The following is a 22,595-nucleotide window of genomic DNA, read 5'->3' as shown; positions in this document are numbered from 1 at the left end:
CGCGAGGAATACCTTCAGAAGAATTTCGGCATCAATGCCGATCAGGAAGCGAAAGCCCTTGCCTTCCTGAATGCCAATCTGCGCAATCCCGGCCTTACTCCTGACGCCATCAAGGGATGGTATCAGCAGAATGGCATTCCTGCCCCCACCCAAGCCGATCTGGATCGCATGGCGCAGGATGCGCAAAAAGGCGTGCAGTTCCAGCCTATCGATACGAGTGAAGCCGAAAAGGCGTATCTCAACCAGCTTCAGATGAACCTCGACAAGGAAGGCTATAACCCGACCAGTGCAGGGGCTTATGCAAGCCGCGCATTGACCGGTGCCGAGCTTGGCCTGTCTGATGAAATTGAGGGTATCGGCGGGGCCGTCAAAAATGCTCTTTCTGACAAAGGGCTAGCTTCCGGGTACATCGAGGCCCGCGACACCGCAAGGCTTGCTCAGGAGCAGGCACGCCAGAAACAGGGATTGCTTGGCTATGCTACGGAGTTCGGTGGCGGCCTTGTCCCCGGCTTGGCCACTGGCGGGGCGGGATCTGCTATCAAGACTGGTGCTACTCTTGGGGGTATCGCTGGCTATGGTTATGGCCAAGGCTTGGGCGGATCGGCTCTTGGCGCCGCAACTGGCGCCGGGCTTGGCGCGGCTCTTGGTGCTGGTGGTCAAAAGCTGACGGATATGGCTTTGGCTCGTCAGGCTTCCCGTGCCGCTGCGCCAGCCAGTGATGGGGCGCAGGTCATTCAGGCTGCGGATAATCTGAATGCAAAGCTTGGAACATCCATCAATCCCATGCCTGCCGATGTAGCAGGCCCCGGCATTCGAAACGTGACCGGAGGCGCGGCGAAATTCCCGCTTTCTGCCCAGCCCATCGTTAAGGGCGCGCAAAAGGTCACGCAAGAGGCCGAAAAGGCACGCGATGCGATTGCCTCTTTGGTTGGCAAGCCCACCGAATTGGAGACGGCAGGCGAAGCGGCCTTGACCGGTGCGCAAAAGTTCATCCAGAGCAGCCGCAGCAAAGTGAACGCGCTTTACGATAAGGCGCGCCAGCTTGGCGGGCAAGAGCCTGTCGACTTGGTCAATGCCCGCGCGGCGCTTGATCGCAATATCGCTGAACTGGAACAGACACCGGGCGGCGCAGCGGGATTGTCTGAGCTCAAGGCCCTGCGCACTCAGCTCGATCAAGCCTATCCCGTTGAAGGCGTGAAAAACATGCGCACCCAACTGCGCGACAAGTTCATGCAAGATGGTCTGCGCGGTTCTGATCTGGAACGGCGCATCGGCACAGTGCTTGATGCGGCGGAAACTGACATTGTTGACAGCCTGAATGCCGCAGGGAAGGCCAAAGCGGCAACTGCCTATGCCGATGCCGCAGCGGCGCATAAGGAGCGCGTGCAACTGATCGATACGGTTCTCTCCCCTATTATCGGTGCTAAAGGATCTGCGCCGCGATCAGGCGAAGAGATTATGGCCGCACTCAATTCGGCCACACAGCGCAACAACGCGCGGCTTGGACGCTTCCTGAACTCCCTCCCGGCAGAGGATGCGGCAACCGTGCGGGCCACTGTGATCTCGCGTTTGGGGGCGGCGTCGAAAGATGCAGATAATACCCAATTTAGCCTGATAAAATTTCTAGATCAGTGGAACGCCATGACACCAGGGGCCAAGCGCAGTTTGTTCAGTGCTGACATTCGCTCGTCTCTGGATGATTTGGCTAAGGTTGCTGGCGGCACGAAAGAAGCGCAGCGCTTTGCTAATTTTCCCAATACCGGTTCCGCTCTTGGCCTTGCCACAAGTGGTGCGGCGGCAACCGGGATCATCACGCATCCATTCCTGACAATCAGCGGCGCTCTGGCGCAATATGGCGGTGGCCGACTTCTCGCATCCCCGGCATTCGCCCGATGGTTGGCGCGCCTGTCCCAGATTAAGCCTAGTGCGATGCCGAATTACATTCGCAAGCTATCATCCATCGCAGCAGCAGAAGGCGGCGCATTGGGCGATATCGAGGGACTACAAAATTATCTGATGTCGAAGCTCGACGCTGGAAAGGTTGAAAAGCCTGGTAAGTTGCAAAAATGAGATAGAATAGTGCTCTCGAAGGGTTCTAAGTTTAACTCTATCTCCACGCCAGAAGTGACGGGATAGGCTAGTCTGGCTAAGTCACAGGCGACGAACTTATGGAGGGCAGATCATGGGAATAACCGCTTTATTGTTGCTCGCCGGGGCTGCAACCAGCAAGCCGGATCCTTGGGGTCCATTTCGGCATCTCATCCCGAAGCCAGACCGGCGCCCCGCCACAATGGTCATTTCAAATCATCAAATGATCAAGACCATAACATATAAGACAATGGATCAATGCGAAAAGGCTCGCGCTTACGTGAAGGGGCCCGATGCGGGTGATCCCGCGCCGAATGGGGCCATTTATGGCCCGCCCGGAATTATCTATGCCTGCTTGCCGCGATGAGCCAAGTCTTCTTGAATCCGCCAGCCGACAGCACGAAAGGCGACTTTTCAGCCCCGACTTGGGCGGCATATCACGAGCCGAAACCGAGCCAGTGAATAATGGCCGCCACGGCAATGGCTTTGGCCACATCGCAACATCCGCTGACCGCTTTCAGTAATCCCGGGCAGTTCCAGATCTTCATGTCCTACGCTCCTGATTGCCCGCAAATGCGCGGGTGTAATCTCAGGATACGATGGTGAAGGGGGCACTTGAATCGCGACAGCGGGTAGAGGAGCACTTGCCCGGCAAAGTACGTCCGAAATTGCCAACTCCAGAAAGAATTAATTATCTCGGCTGTCCGGCTAAAATTGCGGCCAACGTACCCGGGCGCGACTTCAGAACTAAGGGCAACTTCGTCAACAAATCGAACTGATCACTCGACGAACAAGCAGTCATCCAGACGTGAAAATTGCTGTGAAACCCAGCCATAGCCATAATGATGGTTTTTTCATCCGTGTTGTACCGATAGGCGAACTGCTCTGTCGGCTGGACATTTCCCTGCTTCAAAAAACCCCAAGCCGGGAGAAGCGAAAGGATTGAATCTGCCTCTTGCTAAGCAAGCCCCCCATTAAGATACCATTTAGTATAGATAGCACCTTCCATCGGCAATGGACTGCCAACATGCTCACGATACAACGCCATGGCTAACTTTGATGAGAAGGCATCCAGGTGCCTACGTAGAGTTGGACCATCAAAGTGCATCTTATGGATTTGGCGCAACAAGCCTCCAGGTGTCATAACCCATTCTCGGGTTGCGCCTGTGGGATTGTTAATCTCCCGCATTACTTCTGGAGTTTTGCGTCGCATATGTTTGATAAAACGCTGAAAGGCCTCAGCTTCCCACTCCCCCTTTGGGTCGACGGGGCTGCAATGCGCTACAAAGCAGGCTACTAAGTCGGCGTTGCTGGTGCCGGAGTTACAAGGCCCACAAGCGGCGAACTCCAGACCGCTCGGCCTATATTTATCCCGGAACATTGCCCTAGGGGGCATATGCTCTAAGGAGGCTGGAGGATTTTCACAATAAATACAACGATTTTCACTTGCCAGAATAACTCTGGCACTCAAGCTCTTGCGTCTTTGCTCACCCATACGCTCACTTTCACAACTGTCCTCGGTGTCTTTTATAAGGATCATCGCCAGGGATCACTTATCAGAAAATAAAGCCACGAGAATGCGTGCCCGGGCTTGGTGTGCCGCTCGTAGCCTTAACCTCAATGGTGTGGGCCGCCTGTTCGCTCGGTCGCTATCGGCGAGAATCCACCGGGGTTGTGGATCCGCAGTCAGCAGACCGCAACGACGCCAGATCAAGAAAAACCACCAACCTTGGCGCCCACTTAGGCTGAACGCCTCGAGCGCGCGGGCGATGAAGCCGAAACGGGTAGGTCCGCGAAAGGAGCAACGCGCCGACTGGTGCCCAGAACCCCAAACACCAGCACCGTGTCCGCGCACAGAAAACCCCGCCGATCACGGGGCTGGGCGGGGTGCAAGCATCTACATAAAATGATGCTTGCACGATGATTGTGAGCGAGATAATCTGCAAGCATATAATTTTGGAGTATGCTTGCATGGGTAAGCAGGAGAAGAACCCTGTAAAGGTAGCGGCGGGAAAGGCTCGGGCAGAGGCCCTACCGCCGATGCGCCGTAGTGATATTGCGCGTGCTGGCGCGGCGGCCCGGTGGGGAAAATCGCCCAAAGCAATCCACCGCGGGAATTTCAGCGACCAATTTGGCATCGATGTTGACTGCTATGTGCTCGGAGATCTCGAAAAAACTGCGGTAATAAGTCAGATCGGGATGGCAAGAGTGCTTGGCCTTTCACCGCGCGGCAACTCATTTCCAAGTTTTATAAATTCCAAAGCCATGGAAAATTTCGTTGGCGGGGAACTTCGCGAAAAAATCCAAAATCCCGTTAAATTTCAATGGGGTTTAGGTGGCGGCGAGTCCATCCAGGCAACTATTCATGGATTGGATGCCGCAATTTTGATTGATGTCTGCAACGCTATTTGCGCGGCAGCGACGGCAGGTTCGTTGAAGGCTGCGCGCTATCAGACATTGATTAATCAGGCGCAGGTCATTCTTGGGGCATCCGCCAAAAATGGCATCCGCCAGCTTGTATACGCCCTAGCTGGTTATAGCCCTTCTACCGAAGAAGTGATCGCAGCATTCAAGCTTTACGTTCAAGAAGAGGCGAAAAAATACGAACCTGAATTTCCTCCAGAACTGTATATGCAATGGCATCGTCTATACCAAATACCAGTTCCAGATAGAGGAAGGCCTTGGCACTTCAAGCACCTAACTGTGCGCCATATTTATCACCCTCTTGCAAAAAGCAGTGGGAAGTTGCTCAAATTGCTTAGAGCTTTACAGTCAGGAGATGACGGGCGAAAAAAGAAATTGTTTCAGTTCTTGAACGAAGTTGGCGCCCGCGCACTTCGGATGCACTTGGGCCGCGTTCTTGAAATGGCGGAGTCGTCGCCGGATGCGGCTTCTTACGAATATAAGATTGCGCAGCGTTTCGGTGATCAAGGCGAATTGGAGTTGGTCATGCCGACCATGATGCCGCCTAGCCTTCCATCTCGCTCTCCCACGACGCCTTTACCGCTTTTCGAGCAAGCCCCACAGCCTCCAGCACCACCCTCGCCTGCGGAACAAAGCTCTCCCACATAGGCCGCCCCTCGAACTGCGTGTTCTCCTGCAGCCCTGCGAGTCGGCACAGGGCGTGGGCGGCTAGCTCGAGAGGGGGATGGGTTCGTCCAACTATGCAGTCCTCGTACCCGGTTTGAAGCGGCGCCAGACCTTCGCCAACGCCGCCCAATTTAGATTAATGGGCTGCTGGCACAACAGCCGCAGTTGGTGTGACCTGCAAGGTCGCAACTGGTGCGGCCGGAGCTACGATTGCCGCCTGAATCGGGGCAGCCCCTGCCGGAACGTTGAACGAGATGGTTTCAGCCGTGTGCGTCCGCAACTGCTGGCCATTTGTAATGGTCGCCGAGTGGCCGGTGACGAAAGCCCCGAATACGCCAACTGCGACCACGGCCCCCACTGCAGCGCCAGCATTGCCCTGGCCTTCTTGGCGATAGGTGCCGTTCAGTGGGATCTGACGGTCGCCCAGCTTCAGCCAATTGAAGGTCACTTCCATCTTGGCCGACTTGCCAAATGCGCCCTTGCCGGTGCGATAGCTCACCGTTGCCTCACCCGGCGTGCCGCGCGGGATAAGAACATAGCCGTCCTGCATCACGTCGAACACCGTTGCGATCTTGAACTTGTCGCCAACCTTGAGCGATTTGGTAGTCAGCGTGTCGTTCGGCGTCACGACAACTTCGGTGTTTGGCGCCAATGTGATGGCCCGCATTTCCCCAGTCTGCGCAAACGCATTGTTAGACAGAAGCAGCGCCGCTGCTGAAACAACATACTTAAACATAAGCCCCCTGCAATTTTCACGCGAGTGAATCGCGCAAATACGTATCTAGCGGGAAGTCTGTGATTAAGAAGTTTATTTATGGTCAGATTGCGTAATTTTTGAGAAGGTTAAATCCATTCTTCGTCATTGAAATAACTATATAATTCCGACTTGAATCCTCAATCTCGGGTGATCTCGCTTTCATCTGGCGCTGGCCTCACATCCATTCCGCTACGCCGCCGTGGTGCGAGCAAGTCCCGCGCGCGTGCTGGCTGAAACTCCATGATCTATCGCGACACCGAGCAGTTGCGCCAGCCGGGCGGCGATCAGCACGCATCGGACTATGCACCAGATTGCCATCCGAATTGACGTAGTGCCGCCCCTCACTGGGCCCATAGTAGGACTGACTTGCACGGTGATAGGTCCGGTGTCGCGCATCTGCGGCTGGCGCGAAGACCAGTGACGCGGCGAGGACGACAGTTGCGAACCATTTCATCGATGAACTCCGCTCTTAATTCCGTGCTGTTTCACGGTAGCTGCGATTGTTGCATTGTCCAAATTAAGATCGCACCTGCCAGCATCTCCACGGCACCCACATTTAAGAGCGAAAGTCATCCGGATATTCGCGCGCCAAAAGCCCCGCAAGCGCTTCATCGTCAGGCTCCCCCGGCGTGTCGTATTCGTCCAGTCGCGCGAATGCCGGGGATCCTTGGGAAAGCGTCAGGTCGCTGACAAAAAAGCCCGACCTCTGGCCGGAAAAGTCGACCGTGAGTTTCGCGCCTGCTTTGACCAGGTTGAGCGGCACCAGATAGTATGAAACCTGCCGCCAATAGGCTTGCTGCTGCCCCTTCGCTGGCGCGGCATCTTGCTGCTTATCGAACTCGGCAACCTGACGAAGCGGGATGCGCAGTCCCTTTACCACGATGTAGATGCGGCGCAGGGGCAATTCTGGTGACAGGAGGCTTGCGGCCTCCAAGCGCAGCACCCCGTTCTTGCCCAACGCCTCGTATTCATCGGCCGTGGCAGGCAAGCACAGATCTGACGCCACCTCACGCGTAGGCATGATGCCAGCCGCCTTCATGGCCGCAATGGGGTTGGAGGGTACCTTGCCAGCGCTGCTGTTCGCCGCAGCCAGAGCAAGTGCGAAAATGGCAGTCCCTATCATTATAGCCCCTTTGACAGTTCCGCGGTGCTCAAGCTTTCACGTTTTCTAGTCTTCGCTGCCGGGATAGGGGCAGCCGGGACCGAAACGTGGTCATCACTGCTCGCCAGAGGCGCCACTCCAGCATTTGCGCAAAGCTCTGCATCCTCTGCCTTGGAGAGCAGATCCAAAACCCCCATCGCCGCCAGTTCCACCAGTTGGTCATAGGAAAACGCGCAGCCGCCCCTATGTCGCAAAGCGCGGCGGAATTTCTGGGCAATCGAGTGTGCGGTCATGACCCAGTGGCCCTCTTCATGATCTTGTGAGCGCAATGCAATTTGCTACGATCCCGGTCGAGGCATAACTTACGGTGGTTTCATGGAAAAGAAAGCCGACTGCGAACGAGCCATCCGAAGTCTGACAACCAATTGGGCGCGAGAGAACGGTATCCAGCGCGGGCAAACTGACCTGCCGTCCTTCAGCGCGTTTTGCACATGGCTGGGCCAGAAGGGTTATTCCCACTATCTGAATTTCCGCACATCGACCGGTCCACTGTACGATGCCGAACAATGGTTCGACGAAGAGCTTGAACAGACTTGGCGAAATTAGCCACATGCGGCCATTATGCCTGCGAACGCGCGCAGAGAGAGGCCGCTGAGCGAGGGTTGGGTGGGCGATTACGGTTATTTGGCGCTATCGCGGCGAATTAGTACGCTGCTTCAAAATTAGTACGCTGCTTCAAGCTGAAACCTTGCCGCGCTTTGCTTGCCGGTTAACTCATAGCAACTTATGTGTTTTTCAAAACTCTATGGCGCTCTATGGTCAGCGCCCGCGTCTAATAACATCTTCGAGATCAGTCACTTTGCCAAAATCTGGATGCGTCGGAAATGACGACTGTGCGGCTGACTGTGGAGGTGCCTTTTCCAGTGTTTTTCTGCGAGCCTCTTCGGCGGCAATTTTGTGACGGACTGCCAAAGATCTCCGCAAGATTGCCGGAATGGTTCCTGACTTTATTACCGTGATTACCGAGAACGCTATGACAACCGCCTGACCTAGCCGCGGCAGGATATCATTAGTGAGATGTGGAACTTTGAAAAAAAGAATTGGTGGCGACATTGAAAGGGATAGAAGTCCGGCCACGGCAATAGCAACATACATAAAGATCTGCAGCAGCGCGTCGATTCCGGCTTGCAATTCATCATTCAATTCATTGATCGCAAGAACCGAGCGTCCGCTTGCTGTCATGCTGTTCACCAAGAGGGAGATTGTTGGCAATATGCTGGCCGAGACCAAGCCCAGAAAGGTAACAAGCATACGCCCGGTGTCGCCCGTGATTACACCGGGAGACACCGCCAGGCCCATTATGAAAGCCATGGGCAGGCACCAGCGCTCTACCGTTCGAAGTTGCAATCTATCTTCCCAGCAGTCGCCCAATCTCGAAGAGCGTTCGTAATCTGTTCAATAGCATCAGTCGGGTCCAGAAGCGAGCCAATGGTGCGAATGTCACGCTGGATCGACATTTTTACAATGCCTCCCCGCTCCGATCCATTCCCCTTCAAGCCCAGATCAGCAGGGTCGATATTCCGAAGCGCTTCGTTGATTGTGGCTCGGGAAATTGGTTTGCGTTTGCGCCTTTGCTTGATGAATACCTTGAAAAAGCCTTCGATCCAGCCTCCTTCAGGAATATCGGCACCGAGGCGCTCAAGCGCATCCTCGTTCCATCCCAGCATCCGGAGCACCTCAAACACCGTTGCTTGCTCATGTTCACGTGCTGCACCAGCTTCACGCTCTTCGATTCTCGGCGGTATATTCTGCTCGTGCCGCCCACCGTCTCGATTCGCCGAAGCTGCGGCAATCTGAATTTCGCTGGACTCGGAAAGCTCTTTGCCATCGCCGGCAAGGAACTTGCTGTTCAAAATGATAGCTTGCCCCGGCTCTAACTCGCCAGCCCTTTGGAGCAAGGCGGTGAAATAGCGTTCCAGCAACCGCCCCCGTACCTGTTGGCCTTCGATGACCCCAAGGTGATTTCCAGCCAGGACGAAATACAACACGCCTTTCACCACCTTGACTCGCTCGCCGACACTCAGGCTTTGGACGACATATTCTGCAGTATCTTCCTCCAGAGACTGCATGACCGCATGGACATCAGTACCGGCTTGAAGTTGTATAAGCTGTCCTGCAAAGACTGGTCCGTCCCACGTGTCAGGCGCAGCTACCTTGTTAAGGATGACGAAACTTTGATCTTGGTCGAGATCAATGACGCGTGTTTTGGCGTTATCAGCCCAGCCGCGGCGCCTCAATACATCTACAATCATCGCCTTCAGGTCAATTTCGGGCCAGAGTCCTTCAGTCTTAAGTTGCCGATACTGGATAGTCGCCTTCGCCACTGACAGCCTCCCTTTAAGTATCCGGAAGCCAGCATAGCTATTGGAATGAGTCTAGGTTTTTTTCTAGTTGCTTTGGTCCTGCGCAATAGGTTGGGGATTGGTGAAGGCGATCAAGCCGCCAGCACCAGCCGCTCGACCTGAATCTCATCCTCATGCGCGCGCACCTGAGCAAGCTCATAGGCCGCCTGCATCCGCAGCAGCGTATCAGCCTTGACGCCAAAGCCCTTCTCAAAGCGAATCGCCATGTCGGGTGACAGGTTCGCATGGCCATTAAGCAAGGTGCTGAGCGCCTGCCGGGACACGCCAAAGTGCTGGGCCAATGCCTTCACCGACAGACCCGAAGGCTCGACGATCTCAGTCTTGAGCCAATCGCCGACATGCACGGCGAGCGAAGTATGCATCTTAAGCGCCATGATAGTCCTCCAGATCCAGATCGATCAGCGCGCCTTCGTCATTGATGCCGAAGGTCATCCGCCAGTTGCGCGTCACCGTCATTGCCCAAGTGCCTGCCCGGTCGCCTGTGAGCGGGTGCAAACCATAGTTTGGCGGCACACTCAGCTCTTCCAGTGACTCAGCCGCGACGATGAAGGCCAGCATCTTGCGCAGGCGGTTCACGTCGCCAACCAGACCCTTTGCATTGCCGGTCTCGAAGAATCGGCGCAGCGCCTTGTCGGTGATGCTCTCGATCTCCATGTGTCACGTTATACATGACACACATGCAATCCGTCAAGCCATGCTTGACACGCGATGTGCGCGAACGAGGTCAACGCCCTGCCAAACGCCAAATCGCCCCACCTGATGCCTATCTGATGCCTGACGGACATAACCTTGCCCCGCGCATCCTCACCACCACGTCTAAGTTATTGAATTGGTGGTGAGCCCAGCTGGATTCGAACCAGCGACCTACTGATTAAAAGTCAGTTGCTCTACCGACTGAGCTATGGGCCCCCATATGTGCGGCTGAAGTCGGTGCTTCAGGCTTCGGGTCGCGGTTCCCTAGGGGCGCGGAGGCTCCGGGTCAAGCGGCTGTGTAACTGTTTGATGCTAAAACCTGTGCGCGGATCGCGCCAGCTGGGGACAAGTGCGACCATCGGGCGCAAAACAAAGTCACGCAGCCGAAAAGCGGCATGGGGTACGCAAAGCCCGGCAGAGTGCCATTCCCCGCCGCTCCACAGCACGATATCAAGGTCGAGCACCCGCGAACCCCAGCGTTTTCCGCCACGCCGCCCAAATTCGCGCTCGATGGATTTGAGCAGGGCCAGCATCGCAGGCGGCAACAGATCCGAACGCACCAGCACCGCCCCATTGGCATAGCGCCGCAAGGATGGCCCCAGCGGCGCGCTGCGAATCACCGGCGCCATCGCCTCGATCCCCAGCCCCGCCTGCGCCAGCGCGCCCACGGCGGCCCGCAACACGCGCTCTGGCCCGCCATGGCGCGCATGGCGCACATTCGAGCCGAGCGCGATCACATAAAGGTCAGATGTCCTGGGCAAGGCGGCCATAGAGCTGGGGCCTGCGGTCGCGGAAAAAGCCCATCCCGGCCCGGTGCGTCGCCGCCCGCGCCAGATCGAGCGTTTGGACCAGCACGCCGGTTTCGCCCGCGCCAAATTCGGCCGTCAGATCGCCCCATTCGTCGCTGATGAAACTGTGGCCGTAATAGGATTGCTCCGGCCCGCCATAGGCTGCCTCTGCCCCGATGCGGTTGGCGGCGATCACGGGCATACAGTTCGACACCGCATGGCCCTGCATCGCGCGGCGCCACATGCGGCTGGTGTCCAGATCGGCATTATACGGCTCGGTGCCGATGGCGGTCGGATAGAACAGCATTTCCGCGCCCATCAGAGCCATCGCCCGCGCGCATTCGGGATACCACTGGTCCCAGCAGATGCCCACGCCGATGCGCGTGCCGAACACGTCCCACACTTTGAAACCGGTGTTGCCGGGGCGGAAATAGTACTTTTCCTCATAGCCCGGCCCGTCGGGAATGTGGCTCTTGCGATAGGTGCCCATGATCTGCCCATCGGCGTCGATCATGGCCAGCGTATTGTAATAATGGTGCCCGTCGCGCTCAAAAAAGCTGGTCGGGATCGCCACTTTCAGCTTGCGCGCCAGTTCCTGCATCGCGGTCACGCTGGGATGCTCCGCCACCGGGCGGGCAAGGGCAAACAGCGCCTCATCCTCGACCGTGCAGAAATAGGGCGAGGAAAACAGTTCGGGCGGCAGGATGATCTGCGCGCCCTGCGCGGCGGCCTGTTCAACCAGCGCGACAGTCGCGCCGATATTCTGCGCCTCATCCTGGCTGCCCAGCGCCAGTTGCAGCGCGGCGACGGTGATTGTGCGTTCGGTCATGGCGGCTTCCTATGTCGGGGGCGGAAATATGTCCACCATTGCAGGCGGCGCTTTTGTCCCTATCTAGGGGCCATTCACGAAAGATTGGAGAATAGACATGGCCCAGCAGGCAATTGTCGCAGGCGGCTGTTTCTGGTGCGTCGAAGCGGTGTTTCGGCAACTGGCCGGGGTCAGGAATGTGGAAAGCGGCTATATCGGCGGCGCGGTGGAAAATCCCACCTACAAGCAGGTGTGCAGCGGCGCGACCGGCCATGCCGAGGCGATCCGCATCACCTTTGATCCGGCGGTCCTGTCCTATGGCGCGCTGCTCGATGTGTTCTTTGCCACGCATGATCCCACGCAGCTCAACCGTCAGGGCAATGACGTGGGCACCCAATATCGCAGCGCCATCTTCCCGCTCGACGCGGTGCAAAGCGCCGAGGCGGAAACGGCCAAGCTGCGCGCGCAAAAGGATTGGCCCGCCCCGATCGTCACCACGATCGAGCCCATCGCCCCATGGTATCCGGCCGAGGATTACCATCAGGATTACTGGGAGGGCGAAGGCCAGCGTAACCCCTATTGTCTGGCCGTGATCCCGCCCAAGCTGGCCAAGCTGAAGAAGGGATTTGGGGACAGGTTGAAGGGGTAGGCCCAATCGATAAAGGCGATTGCAAAAATCATCTTTGATCGATTTTCCGATTTATCATTCCATGGGATCAGGCCTCACCCCAAAGAGAGGCCGGTCCCATGTTCGCTATCCTGCATCACATCATCACCGCAGCGCGCATTCTGCATAACCGGATGTTTCCGGTCGATGGGATCGACCTGCTGATGCGGCTCGATGTGGTCGGGTTTGAAGGGCTTGGCCCCGGCGATCTGGCCGATCTGGGGCCTGAGGGCGTGGCCACGGCGCTGCTCTGGCTCTCGGCGCTATGTTCCGAAGGGCTGGTCGAACAGATGGTCGAGGGGCGCTATTGCCTCACCGGGCGCGGCCATCAGGCGCTCAGCCTGATGGCGCAGGCGGCGGACAAATCCGCCACGCTGATTCTCTGACCGCCCGGTCTACTTGCGCCAACGCGCCACGAAAAACCCGTCAAGCCCGCCGACCTCGCCCAGCATCCCCGGATCGGTGCGCAGCCAGCCTTCCTGCGTGGGCGCCAGACCTGCGGGCAATTCCTCGGCCCGGATCGGATCGGCGGTCAGGCCCACCTTGGCCGCCTGCTCCTCGCCCTCCTCGCGCTCCAGCGAGCAGACCGCATAGACCAGCACGCCGCCGGGCTTGAGCCATTCCGCAGCGCGGGCGAGCAAAGCCTCCTGCAATTCGGCCATCTCGGCAATCTGACGCGGGCCGATGCGGTGCAGCACATCGGGATGGCGGCGGCATGTGCCGGTCGCCGTGCAGGGCGCGTCGAGCAGCACGGCATCGAACAATTCTTCCGGCGCGTATTTCAGCGCATCGGCCGCGATCAGATCAGCCTCCAGCCCGGTGCGCGCCAGATTGGCCCGCATCCGCTCGATCCGCTTGGGGCTGCTGTCCAGCGCGGTCACATCCCAACCGGCGGCGGCCAGTTGCATCGTCTTGCCCCCCGGCGCCGCGCAAACGTCCAGCACGCGGCCCGTTCCCGCGCCAATCAGGCGCGTCGGGATCGAGGCGGCCAGATCCTGAACCCACCAGTCGCCATCGGCAAAACCGGGCAGGCTTTCCACCGCATCCCCGCGCGACAGGCGCACATGGCCAGGCATCAGCGACAGACCCTCGGGCGCCTCCTTGCCCGCTTTCACGCTCAGATCGAGCGGCGGCGGCACAGCCAGACCCGCCGCGATAGCCTCGCCCCGCTCGCCCCAGCGCTCCGCCACAGCCTCGGGCAAGGTCGGCACGTCGGGCAAAGCCACGCCTTGTTTGACCAGCGCGGAAAACACGCCATGCGCCAAGCGGCGCGGCCCGCCCTGAAGCAGTTCCAGCCCGGTGGCCACCACCGCATGGGGCGGCGTTTCCAACCGCAGCCAGCCCGCCAGCATCATACGCAGCACAGCGCGCGGCTTGGCATCCTCGGGCAGAATCTGCTTGGTGGCCGAATCGATCAGCGCGTCGAGATCCACCATCCAGCGCATCGCCTCGCCCGCCAGCGCGCGGGCCAGCGCCTTGTCATTCTGGGGCAGGCCCTGCGTAGCGGCATGGGCCGCATTATCAAGTGTTTCGCCCCGGCGCAGCACCGCATCCATCAGGCGCAAAGCGGCACGGCGGGGAGCAAGTCCGGGGACGGTTTCGGCGGTGTTGCGTTGGTTCATCGGCAGCCCTTAGGGGATATTGCATTCCAGCGCCAGCAGGCGCATGGCAAGGCCATGACCGACGATGCCACCCCCCGGCCGATCCAGCGCGCCACCCAGCGCCCCGGCACTTTCACCAAGCCGCAGCATTGGACCAACGATCCCGTGCCCACCCCGGCCCCGCCGAAAGATGAGGAAGACCCCGAGGGCCTCTCGCCCACGCGCTATGGCGATTTCACCCGCAAGGGGATTGCTTGGGATTTTTAAGGGCGGATTTCTGAAGGCTCAGACCCAGCCCAGCAATTCCCGCCGCACCAGCGCTTCCAGCATCGCCATGCCGTCGGCGCCTGCATTGAGGCATTCCAGCACGGCATAGTCTTTTCCGCCCGCTTCCTCGAACACCTCGCGCCCGCGGATCGCCAGTTCCTCCAGCGTTTCGACGCAATCGGCGGAAAATCCGGGCGCGGCAATCGCCACCTGCGCCGCACCTTCGCGCGCCAGACGGGCCAGCGTATCCTCGGTCGAAGGCTCCAGCCATTTGGCCCGGCCAAAGCGCGACTGGAACGAGGTTTCCACCCGTATCCCCGGAAATTCCCCCGCCAGCGCCTCGCCCAGCAGGCGCGCGGTCTTGCGGCATTGGCAATGATAGGGGTCGCCCAGATGCAGCGTGCGCTCCGGCATGCCGTGGAACGAGAGCAGCAGCACCTGCGGCACAAAAGCCAGCCCGCGCAATTGCGCCGACAGATCCGCCCGCAGCGCCTCGATATGCGCCGGATCGTCATAATAAGGCGGCAGGGTGCGAATCGCTGGTTGCCAGCGCATCGCCGCCAGCCCCTCGCCCAGCCGGTCCATCACGCTGGCCGTGGTCGCGCCTGAATATTGCGGATAGAGCGGGGCGACGAGAATACGCTCGCAACCCGCCGCCTTCATCCGCTCCAGCACATCGGGGATCGAGGGCGCGCCATAGCGCATCGCCCAATCGACCATCACCGTTTCGCCCAGCCGCACCTGCAGATCCTGCGCCTGCGCCTGCGTGATCGCGGCCAGAGGCGAGCCTTGGTCCGTCCATACCTGCGCATAGGCATGGGCCGATTTGGCCGGGCGCGTGCGCAGGATAATGCCATGCAGGATCGGCAGCCACACAGCGCGCGGAATTTCCACCACGCGTCGGTCCGACAGGAATTCGGCCAGATAGGTGCGCACCGCCGATGCCGTGGGCGCCTGCGGTGTGCCCAGATTGACCAGCATCACCCCCACGCGCGGGGCGGCCACAGGCGGGTGATCGGAAGGGCGCTTCATCATCATTCCTAATCGTCAGAGGCCAGAGGCAGGCGGCGAAGCCTGATGCCCGTGGCGGAAAACAGAGCATTGGCAATCGCAGGCGCGGCCACCGCCACGCCCAACTCGCCGGGATCAAACGGATCGGCCCCGCTGGCGATCAATTCAACCTCGACTTCGGGGCAATCGGCCAGCAAGGGCAGACCCAGTTGACCCAGTCGCGATAAAACCGGCAGCCCCTTCTCCCAGCCCGTGCTGGCGCCAAGGGCAAGGCCGATACCATAGATCAGCCCGCCCTCGATCTGTTGGCGGGCAATGTCGGCGTTGATAATGCGGCCAATGTCGGCAACGGCGGTGATGCGGTCCACCCGGACGCCCGCATCGCTGCGCCGCGCGGTGGCGATGGCCGCGATGCAGCCGCCGTCGGCCACCGCCCCCATGCGGTGACAGGCCAGCCCCGCCCCGCTGCCATCCTTGCCGCCGTTCCACCCCGCCAGCGCCGAGACGCGCTGAAGACAGGCCGCCATCCGCGCATCGTCCGCCAACATGCCCATGCGAAAGGACAAAGGCTCCCGCCCCAGCGCGGCGGCGATCTCGTCCATGAAGCTCTCGATGACAAAGGCGTGCAGCGCAGACGGCCCCCCGCGCATCTGGCCCGTGGGCAGGCCAATGGCGGCCGGGGCATGATCGACCGCCACATGGGCAATGGCATAGGGCGGATTGGCGCCCTCCATCGCCATAATGTCCTTGCGGTCCTGCATCTTGGCCGCCTTGGTCGGGCTGGCGGCGGAAAGCATGCGCAGGCCGAATTCGCGCATCGTGGCGGGCATGGCGATTTTGGCGCGCCAGGCCGCGACATGGCCCGCCGTATCGGCCCGCGCCTCGACATGGGCGGCCATGGGCGCGCGCGGCAGACCGGCAACATGCTCCTGCCACCGGCTCCAGATCAATTGCACCGGCTTGCCCACCGCCTGCGCGATGGCGGCGGCCTGAATCGCAAAGCGGGCGTCCAGACGGGCATCGAAGCTGCCCCCGGCGGCAGCGGGATAGAGCATGACATGATGCGCGGGCACCGCCAGATCGCGCGCAATCGCCAGTCTGGCCCGTTCGGGCGTCTGCACCGCGGCCCAGACCTCGACCTTGCCATCGCGCAGGCGCGCCGTGGCCGTGGCGGTTTCCAGCGCGGCATGCATTGCAGGGGCAATATCATAGCGCGCGGAAAATTGCGGATGCGCGCCCAGAATGCCGTCGGCATCGCCCTGCGACACCATGCGGTGGGTGTCATCGCCCTTCAGCGCATCATCCAACGCCTTGGTGACGCCTGCGCTTTCCAGCGGTTTTTCCACCGCAAAGCCCGGCGCGATTTTGGCCAGCGCCTGTTCCGCCGCCCACCAGTCGGTGGCCACAGCGGCCACCCAGCGCGGCCCTTCAACCATGCGGACAAAGCCGGAAACCCCGCGCGCCCGGCCCGCATCATGCGCGCCCAGAGCGATATTCTCGCCGCGCGGCGCATGGCGGATCGCGGCATAGAGCATGTCAGGCAGGCGGATATCGCCCGCAAAGGGCCATGATCCATCAACCTTGGCCGGAGCATCGAGTCGGGGAAAGGCCAGATCCGCCCCGGCAGGCAATGCCGCAGGGCTTTCCGCAGGCGGCGTGGGGCGCATCACCGGCGGATCGGGCGGGGTCAGGCCGGCCGCATCCTGAACCAGCGCGCCAAAGCCGAATGAGCGGGCGCCATGGCGCACCGCCCCGCCCGACACCTCGCATTGCTCCCAAGGCACATTCCAGCGCGCCGCCGCCGCCATGGCCAGCACCGCCCGGGCGCCCGCCGCCGCCTTGCGCAGGGGTTCCTCATAGGCCGACACCGATGTGCCCGCGCCCGTGGCCATAAAGCGGTGATCCTCGGCCCAGCGGCGCACCATCCAGCTGTGCCTGTCCGCGACCAGCGGCGCGACAATCGGCGCCCAGAGCGGCGCCCAATGCGCCGCCAGCGGCAGATTGGGAAATTGCGCCCCAATGGGCGCGGGCGTCACGGCCACCTGTCGCCAATCCGCCCCCAGTTCGACCGCCGCGATCTGGGCCAGCACGGTCATCACCCCCTGCCCCATTTCGAGCTGGGGGATCGCCACATTGACCACGCCGTCCTTGCCGATGCGCAGCCATGCGTCGAAGGGATATTCCCCCTCCTCAGCCGGAAAGGGATAGGCGTAATGCCGGGGCAGCAGGCTCCACCCGACCACAAGGCCACCGCCCGCCGCCGCGCCGATCAACCATTGCCGCCGGGTGATGGCCATCTGCGGCTTAGCCCTTTTCCGGGGTCACACCCTGCGTGGCCAGCCACGGCAGCAGCTTGCGGGCGATGGCGGCAAAAGCCTCGGCCTGCGGACCTTCGCCCGCCGCGGGCGGCTCGCCCGCGTCCGAGCCAAGCCGGATCGCCATGTCCAGAGGCACGCGGCCAAGGAAGGGCATATCGAGCCTTTTAGCCGCATCCTCGACCGCGCCGCAGCCGAAGGGGTCCGACACATTGCCGCAATGGGGGCAGACATAGCCCGCCATATTCTCGACCAGCCCCAGCACCGGCACATGGGCCGCCTCGAACAGGTTGAGCGCGCGACTGGCATCCATCAGCGCCAGATCCTGCGGGGTCGAGACGATGACGGCGCCTGCGGGCTTGTGCTTCTGCACCATGGTCAATTGCACATCGCCCGTGCCGGGGGGCAGGTCGATCACCAGCACCTGCGTTTCGCCCCACCACGCGTCGATCAATTGCCCCAGCGCGCCCGACACCATCGGCCCGCGCCAGGCAATCGCGCGCCCATCCTCGATCAAATGGCCCATCGAGAGCACCGACACGCCATAAGGGCTGGGCACGGGAAACATCTTGCTGTCCTTGGCTTCGGGCTTCTTGCCCTCATTGGCCAGCAGGCGCGGCTGTGACGGGCCATAGATGTCGGCATCGACCAGCCCGACCCGCACCCCCATCCGCGACAAGGCCACCGCCAGATTGGCCGAGAGGGTGGATTTGCCCACGCCGCCCTTGCCCGAACCCACGGCAAGGATCAGCGGCCCCTTGGGAGCCGGAGGAGGCGCATCGCGGTCGGCCACAATGCCCACGCGCACCTCGGATACGCCGGGCGCGGCCGAGAGCGCCGCCTTGGCCTCGGCCTCCAGCGCGGCGCGGCTATCGCCATCCAGCCCCGCCCCGTCCAGCACCAGCGTCACCACCCCGTCGGCCAGACGCAGCGATTGCACCCGCGCGGCCATATCGGCAGGCAGAAGTTGGCGCAGATCATCGGCAGGCTGGGCAGTCATCACGGTTTCCTTGCAGCAAAACAGGGTAACAAATCAGGGCAACAAAAGGGGCCAAAAAACAGGCGCGCCCCGCGCCCTAGAGCATTTTGCCCCCAAGGGGAAACATCCGAAAGTGCCGATCCTTGGGGAAATTTGCGCGCAGGGCTTCAATCGCCCCCTGTTAATTCGCAAGGAGGCACCTATAGATAACACCATGAAGCAAGTGGCCGAGCGGATAGCGCAGGAAATTCAACGCCGGTTTCAGAGCCGGAAACAGGATCGGGTCTGGGACATGTCCCCTGCCCTGCCCCCGGTATTCAGCGCCGAGCAGGATGATGGCGATGCCGGCGGCAAAAAGCCCGAGGGCGACAGGCCGGGCAGCGAGAAGCCCGGCGGCGGCCCGCGCAACCCGTGGCAGCCGCCCAGCAGCGGCCCCAACGCGGGCAAGGGCGGCGGCCCGCGCCGCGCCAGCAGCCTTGAGGACATTTTCCGCGCCCGGCGCGAGAATGGCGGCCCCGGCGGACCCGGCCCCATCCCCCCCGGCCCCAATTTCCGCATTCCCCAGCGCCCCGACGGCAAGAGCTGGACCCCCATGGTGCTGGGCGGGGTGGCGCTGGTCTGGCTGATTTTTTCCACCGGGCATCAGCTCTCCTCGAACGAGCAGGGCATCGTCACCACCTTTGGCAAATATACCTCCACCATCGGACCGGGCATGAATTTCACCGCGCCATGGCCGATCCAGCGCGTGCGGGTGGAGGATGTGACCTCGATCCGGCGCGACAATGTGCCCGATGGCGAGATGGAAAAGCTGATGCTGACGGGGGATCAGAGCCTGGTCGATCTGAGCTATATCATCCGCTGGAACATCCGTAATCTCAAGCAGTTCACCTATCAGCTGGAAGACCCCAAGGGCACCGTGCGCGAAGTGGCCGAGGCCGCGATGCGCGCCAGCGTGGCCGAGGTGAAGCTCAACGATGTGATGCTGGGCACCCGCCGCGCCGAGATCGAGAGCAATGTGCGCCAGCGGATGCAGGCCGTGCTGGACGCCTATCATTCGGGCATTCTAGTGCAGGGTGTGGATATCAAGAAGGCCGATCCGCCCGCCAAGGTCAACGATGCCTTTCAGCGCGTACAGGCCGCCCAGCAGGACGCCAACCGCGACATGTCGAACGCGCGCGCCTATGCCGAACAGGTGACCCAGCGCGCCGAGGGCGACGCCACCGCCTTCAACAAGGTTTATGATCAATACAAGCTGGCGCCCGAAGTCACGCGCCGCCGCATGTATTACGCCACGATGGAGCAGGTTCTGTCGCAGAATGACAAGGTGATCGCCCCTGCCGGCGGCTTCAATTCCTATATGCCTTTGCCCGCGATTCAGAAGAAGCCTTCCGAGGAAACCACGGTGGTGAAGCCATGAGCGGGCTGTTTCAGGACGGCATCGCCCCGCGCGCGAAACTGGCGGTGGCGGGGTTGATCGCGGCGGCGCTGGTGGGTTTTTCGGCCATTGTCGAGGTGCCCGAAAGCCAGCAGGCGGTGGTGATGTGGCTGGGCGATCCGGTACGCGTCATCAACCGTTACAAGCCGGGCGTGGATTATGGCAACACCGGCGCAGGACTGTCGCTGCGGGTGCCTTTCCTTGAAACGCTGGTGCGGGTGGACCGGCGCGTGCTCAATCTGGATATGGAGCGCCAGCAGGTTAACTCCTCCGACCAGCAGCGGCTGGAGGTGGACGCCTATGCCCGTTTCCGCATCATCGACCCGGTCAAGATGGTCCGCACGGCGGGCACCAGCGAGCGGGTGCAGGAACAGTTGCAGCCGATCCTGACCAGCGTGCTGCGTCAGGGGCTGGCCTCCTATACGTTCCAGTCGCTGCTGACGCCCGAGCGCGGGTTGATGATGGAGCAGATCCGCAAGGCGCTGGACATCGAGGCGCGCGAATATGGCGCCCAGATCATCGACGTGCGCATCAAGCGCGCCGATCTTCCCGACGGCACGCCACTGGAGCGCGCCTTTGCCCGGATGGAGGCCGCCCGCGATCAGGAGGCCACCGCCATCCGCGCGCAGGGCCAGAAACAGGCCCAGATCATCCGCGCCGACGCCGAGGCGGCCGCTGCCAAGATCTATGCCGAAGCCTATGGCAAGGACCCGAGCTTCTACGATTTCTATCGCGCGATGGAGAGTTATCGCACCACCTTCGCCAATCCGGCCAACAAGTCATCGACCACCATCGTGCTGACGCCGGACAATGACTATCTGCGCCAGTTCCGCAATCAAAAGGGCCAATAGGGCCATGGAACCGGCACGCGCCTATTCAATTTCCATTCAGGACAAGGGCGCGTAAATATCCCGCGTGAATAACCCATGGCCGGACGGAGACCGGCCCCCGCCCCCGGTGCAACCGGGTCCGGGCAACACAACAAGGACTATGCCCAGTGCGATACGCTTATGGAGTGACCAGTGCGCTGCTTCTTGGGGGTGCGACCCTCTCGCTCCTCACCGGACTTCCCGCCGGGGCGCAGGTGGCGCAAAACGATGCGCAGAACATTCAGGCGATCACGCCCCGCGTGGGCGCGCCGTCCAGTTTTGCCGATCTTACCAGTCAGTTGCAGCCGGCGGTGGTGAACATTTCCACCCGCCAGAAGGTGCGCGTGGCAGGCGGGGCCAATCCCTTTGCCGGCACCCCCTTTGAGGGCTTCTTCGGCGGCGGAGATGGTCAGGGCCAGCCCCAGACCCGCGAGGCGCAATCGCTGGGTTCGGGCTTCATCGTTTCGGCCGACGGCTATCTGGTCACCAACAACCATGTGGTGACGCCCGAGGGGCAAGGCGTGGTCGAATCGATCACCGTCACCCTGCCCGACGGCAGCGAATATCCGGCCAAGCTGATCGGCAAGGATGCCGCTTCCGACCTTGCCGTGCTGAAAATCACCGCTGGCAAACCGCTGCCCTTCGTGAAGTTCGGCGACAGCCGCGCCTCGCGCGTGGGCGACTGGGTGGTGGCCATCGGCAACCCCTTCGGCCTTGGCGGCACGGTAACGGCGGGCATCATCTCGGCGGTCTATCGCAACACGGGTCAGGGCGGCGCCTATGACCGCTATCTCCAGACCGACGCCGCGATCAACCAGGGCAATTCGGGCGGCCCGATGTTCGACATGAAGGGCCAGGTGATCGGCATCAACCGCGCGATCTTCTCGCCCTCGGGCGGCAGCGTGGGCATCGGCTTTGCCATCCCGGCCGAAACCGCCGCGCCGATCGTCGATCAGCTCATCAAGGGTCAGACCATCGAGCGCGGCTATCTTGGCGTGCGGATCCAGCCTGTGACCACCGATTATGCCGATTCGATGGGCCTGCCCCATAATCGCGGCGAGCTGATCCAGGCGGTCGAGCCCGGCAAGGGCGCCGATCAGGGCGGCGTCAAGGCGGGCGACGTGGTGCTCAAGGTGGGCGGCAAGGAAGTCACCCGCGACCAGACCCTCTCCTTCCTCGTCTCGAACGTGAAGCCGGGCACCAAGATCCCGCTCGAAGTGCTGCGCGGCGGCCAGCGTCTGACGCTCAACGTCGCGGTGTCCAAGCGTCCGACCGACGAGGAACTGGCCCAGCAGACCTTTGACCGCAAGAAGGGCGGCGACGATTTCGAAAAGGCCCCCACCAAGGGGACCGGCCTTGCCGAAAAGGCACTCGGCCTCTCGCTGCTCTCGCTCAATCCGCAGATCGCGCGCCAGCTCGGCCTGCCCGAGGATACCAAGGGCGTGGTCGTGGCGGGCGTCGATGCCTCGTCGGACGCGGGCGCCAAGGGCTTTGAACGCGGCGACGTGCTGCTCTCGGTCAACAACACCCCGATCACCAGCGTGGGCGAGATCGAAAACAGCATCCGCGCGGCGCAGTCCGCAGGCCGCACCGCCATCGGCGTGCAGTGGATGCGCCCCGGTCAACCGCCGATTTATGTGGGCATCCGCCTGCGTTGATCGCTTGGCCCATTGGGCATGAACAAGCCCCCGTCAGCGTCAGG

The 22,595-nt window shown here is 61.2% G+C and carries 22 protein-coding genes and 1 tRNA gene; 9 read left to right on the top strand and 14 right to left on the bottom strand.

Annotated elements, in window-relative coordinates:
• Both FHW92_RS20395 and FHW92_RS20390 read left to right on the top strand, forming a co-directional pair.
• A partial coding sequence (locus FHW92_RS20395) for a hypothetical protein (RefSeq protein ID WP_168605118.1) occupies nt 1–2,070 on the top strand: 2,070 nt, incomplete at its 5' end.
• A gap of 1,989 nt (nt 2,071–4,059) precedes the next feature.
• A complete protein-coding gene (locus FHW92_RS20390; RefSeq protein ID WP_168605117.1) occupies nt 4,060–5,160 on the top strand; it encodes a P63C domain-containing protein in 1,101 nt (366 codons plus the stop codon).
• A 154-nt stretch (nt 5,161–5,314) separates the two neighbouring features.
• Here the strand turns inward: FHW92_RS20390 and FHW92_RS20385 are convergent, their stop codons facing one another.
• The 3 genes from FHW92_RS20385 to FHW92_RS20370 all read right to left on the bottom strand — a co-directional run bounded on the left by FHW92_RS20385 (nt 5,315) and on the right by FHW92_RS20370 (nt 7,330).
• Entirely contained in the window at nt 5,315–5,914 is a 600-nt protein-coding gene (locus tag FHW92_RS20385; protein ID WP_168605116.1) for a hypothetical protein, read from the bottom strand.
• 577 nt (nt 5,915–6,491) lie between these two features.
• Nucleotides 6,492–7,058: a hypothetical protein gene (locus FHW92_RS20375; protein WP_168605114.1), complete on the bottom strand. Its 567-nt coding sequence runs from the start codon at nt 7,056–7,058 to the stop codon at nt 6,492–6,494.
• Nucleotides 7,058–7,330 (bottom strand): hypothetical protein, encoded by a 273-nt coding sequence (locus FHW92_RS20370; protein ID WP_168605113.1) that lies wholly within the window; start codon nt 7,328–7,330, stop codon nt 7,058–7,060. The genes FHW92_RS20375 and FHW92_RS20370 overlap by 1 nt, the downstream gene beginning before the upstream one ends.
• An 82-nt stretch (nt 7,331–7,412) precedes the next feature.
• Here FHW92_RS20370 and FHW92_RS20365 point away from each other — a divergent pair, with 82 nt between their 5' ends.
• Entirely contained in the window at nt 7,413–7,643 is a 231-nt protein-coding gene (locus FHW92_RS20365) for a hypothetical protein (protein ID WP_168605112.1), read from the top strand.
• A 213-nt stretch (nt 7,644–7,856) separates the two neighbouring features.
• Here FHW92_RS20365 and FHW92_RS20360 read toward each other — a convergent pair whose 3' ends face one another.
• From FHW92_RS20360 to aguB, 7 genes are all read right to left on the bottom strand, one after another.
• The gene (locus FHW92_RS20360; protein ID WP_168605111.1) at nt 7,857–8,408 is read right to left on the bottom strand and encodes a hypothetical protein; all 552 of its coding nucleotides are present in this window, start codon (nt 8,406–8,408) and stop codon (nt 7,857–7,859) included.
• Nucleotides 8,409–8,425: 17 nt separating this feature from the next.
• Nucleotides 8,426–9,421, bottom strand: coding sequence for a hypothetical protein (locus FHW92_RS20355; protein WP_168605110.1), 996 nt, complete (start codon nt 9,419–9,421; stop codon nt 8,426–8,428).
• A 110-nt stretch (nt 9,422–9,531) separates the two neighbouring features.
• Nucleotides 9,532–9,834, bottom strand: coding sequence for a HigA family addiction module antitoxin (locus tag FHW92_RS20350; RefSeq protein WP_168605109.1), 303 nt, complete (start codon nt 9,832–9,834; stop codon nt 9,532–9,534).
• Nucleotides 9,824–10,114, bottom strand: a complete 291-nt coding sequence (locus FHW92_RS20345) for a type II toxin-antitoxin system RelE/ParE family toxin (protein ID WP_168605108.1) — start codon at nt 10,112–10,114, stop codon at nt 9,824–9,826. Before FHW92_RS20345 ends, FHW92_RS20350 begins: the two co-directional genes overlap by 11 nt.
• A 179-nt stretch (nt 10,115–10,293) precedes the next feature.
• Nucleotides 10,294–10,369, bottom strand: a tRNA-Lys gene (locus FHW92_RS20340).
• Nucleotides 10,370–10,395: 26 nt separating this feature from the next.
• On the bottom strand, nt 10,396–10,914 hold the full coding sequence (gene folK, locus FHW92_RS20335) for a 2-amino-4-hydroxy-6-hydroxymethyldihydropteridine diphosphokinase (RefSeq protein ID WP_246870311.1): 519 nt from the start codon (nt 10,912–10,914) through the stop codon (nt 10,396–10,398).
• Nucleotides 10,898–11,770 carry an N-carbamoylputrescine amidase gene (gene aguB / locus FHW92_RS20330; RefSeq protein ID WP_168605106.1) on the bottom strand — a complete coding sequence of 291 codons (873 nt, stop codon included), beginning with the start codon at nt 11,768–11,770 and terminating at the stop codon, nt 10,898–10,900. The genes folK and aguB overlap by 17 nt, the downstream gene beginning before the upstream one ends.
• A 97-nt stretch (nt 11,771–11,867) precedes the next feature.
• Between aguB and msrA the strand changes: the two genes are divergently transcribed.
• Together msrA and FHW92_RS20320 are read left to right on the top strand one after the other, a co-directional pair.
• Nucleotides 11,868–12,398 (top strand): peptide-methionine (S)-S-oxide reductase MsrA, encoded by a 531-nt coding sequence (msrA, locus tag FHW92_RS20325; protein ID WP_168605105.1) that lies wholly within the window; start codon nt 11,868–11,870, stop codon nt 12,396–12,398.
• Between the two features lie 98 nt (nt 12,399–12,496).
• Nucleotides 12,497–12,802: a hypothetical protein gene (locus FHW92_RS20320; RefSeq protein ID WP_168605104.1), complete on the top strand. Its 306-nt coding sequence runs from the start codon at nt 12,497–12,499 to the stop codon at nt 12,800–12,802.
• Nucleotides 12,803–12,811: 9 nt separating this feature from the next.
• Here the strand turns inward: FHW92_RS20320 and FHW92_RS20315 are convergent, their stop codons facing one another.
• A complete protein-coding gene (locus tag FHW92_RS20315; protein WP_168605103.1) occupies nt 12,812–14,038 on the bottom strand; it encodes an RsmB/NOP family class I SAM-dependent RNA methyltransferase in 1,227 nt (408 codons plus the stop codon).
• Between the two features lie 54 nt (nt 14,039–14,092).
• Here FHW92_RS20315 and FHW92_RS20310 point away from each other — a divergent pair, with 54 nt between their 5' ends.
• Nucleotides 14,093–14,284: a DUF1674 domain-containing protein gene (locus tag FHW92_RS20310; RefSeq protein ID WP_168605102.1), complete on the top strand. Its 192-nt coding sequence runs from the start codon at nt 14,093–14,095 to the stop codon at nt 14,282–14,284.
• An 18-nt stretch (nt 14,285–14,302) separates the two neighbouring features.
• Here the strand turns inward: FHW92_RS20310 and hemH are convergent, their stop codons facing one another.
• From hemH to FHW92_RS20295, 3 genes are read right to left on the bottom strand one after another with little or no spacing between them, the layout of a single operon-like run.
• Nucleotides 14,303–15,316 carry a ferrochelatase gene (hemH, locus tag FHW92_RS20305; protein ID WP_168605101.1) on the bottom strand — a complete coding sequence of 338 codons (1,014 nt, stop codon included), beginning with the start codon at nt 15,314–15,316 and terminating at the stop codon, nt 14,303–14,305.
• 8 nt (nt 15,317–15,324) lie between these two features.
• Complete coding sequence (locus FHW92_RS20300) at nt 15,325–17,592, bottom strand: molybdopterin cofactor-binding domain-containing protein (protein ID WP_168605100.1); 2,268 nt, start codon at nt 17,590–17,592, stop codon at nt 15,325–15,327.
• Between the two features lie 7 nt (nt 17,593–17,599).
• Nucleotides 17,600–18,610 carry an Mrp/NBP35 family ATP-binding protein gene (locus FHW92_RS20295; protein ID WP_168605099.1) on the bottom strand — a complete coding sequence of 337 codons (1,011 nt, stop codon included), beginning with the start codon at nt 18,608–18,610 and terminating at the stop codon, nt 17,600–17,602.
• A gap of 193 nt (nt 18,611–18,803) precedes the next feature.
• Between FHW92_RS20295 and FHW92_RS20290 the strand changes: the two genes are divergently transcribed.
• The 3 genes from FHW92_RS20290 (at nt 18,804) to FHW92_RS20280 (ending at nt 22,551) form a co-directional block, all read left to right on the top strand.
• Nucleotides 18,804–20,006 (top strand): protease modulator HflK, encoded by a 1,203-nt coding sequence (locus FHW92_RS20290; RefSeq protein WP_246870310.1) that lies wholly within the window; start codon nt 18,804–18,806, stop codon nt 20,004–20,006.
• Nucleotides 20,003–20,875 (top strand): protease modulator HflC, encoded by an 873-nt coding sequence (locus tag FHW92_RS20285; RefSeq protein ID WP_168605098.1) that lies wholly within the window; start codon nt 20,003–20,005, stop codon nt 20,873–20,875. Before FHW92_RS20290 ends, FHW92_RS20285 begins: the two co-directional genes overlap by 4 nt.
• A 146-nt stretch (nt 20,876–21,021) precedes the next feature.
• Nucleotides 21,022–22,551, top strand: coding sequence for a Do family serine endopeptidase (locus FHW92_RS20280; RefSeq protein ID WP_168605097.1), 1,530 nt, complete (start codon nt 21,022–21,024; stop codon nt 22,549–22,551).
• Nucleotides 22,552–22,595: the final 44 nt, after the last annotated feature.

Origin of the sequence: Novosphingobium sp. SG707, assembly GCF_012275515.1 — a bacterium.
Classification (GTDB): Bacteria; Pseudomonadota; Alphaproteobacteria; order Sphingomonadales; family Sphingomonadaceae; genus Novosphingobium.
This window is presented reverse-complemented; position numbering and strand designations above follow the sequence as displayed.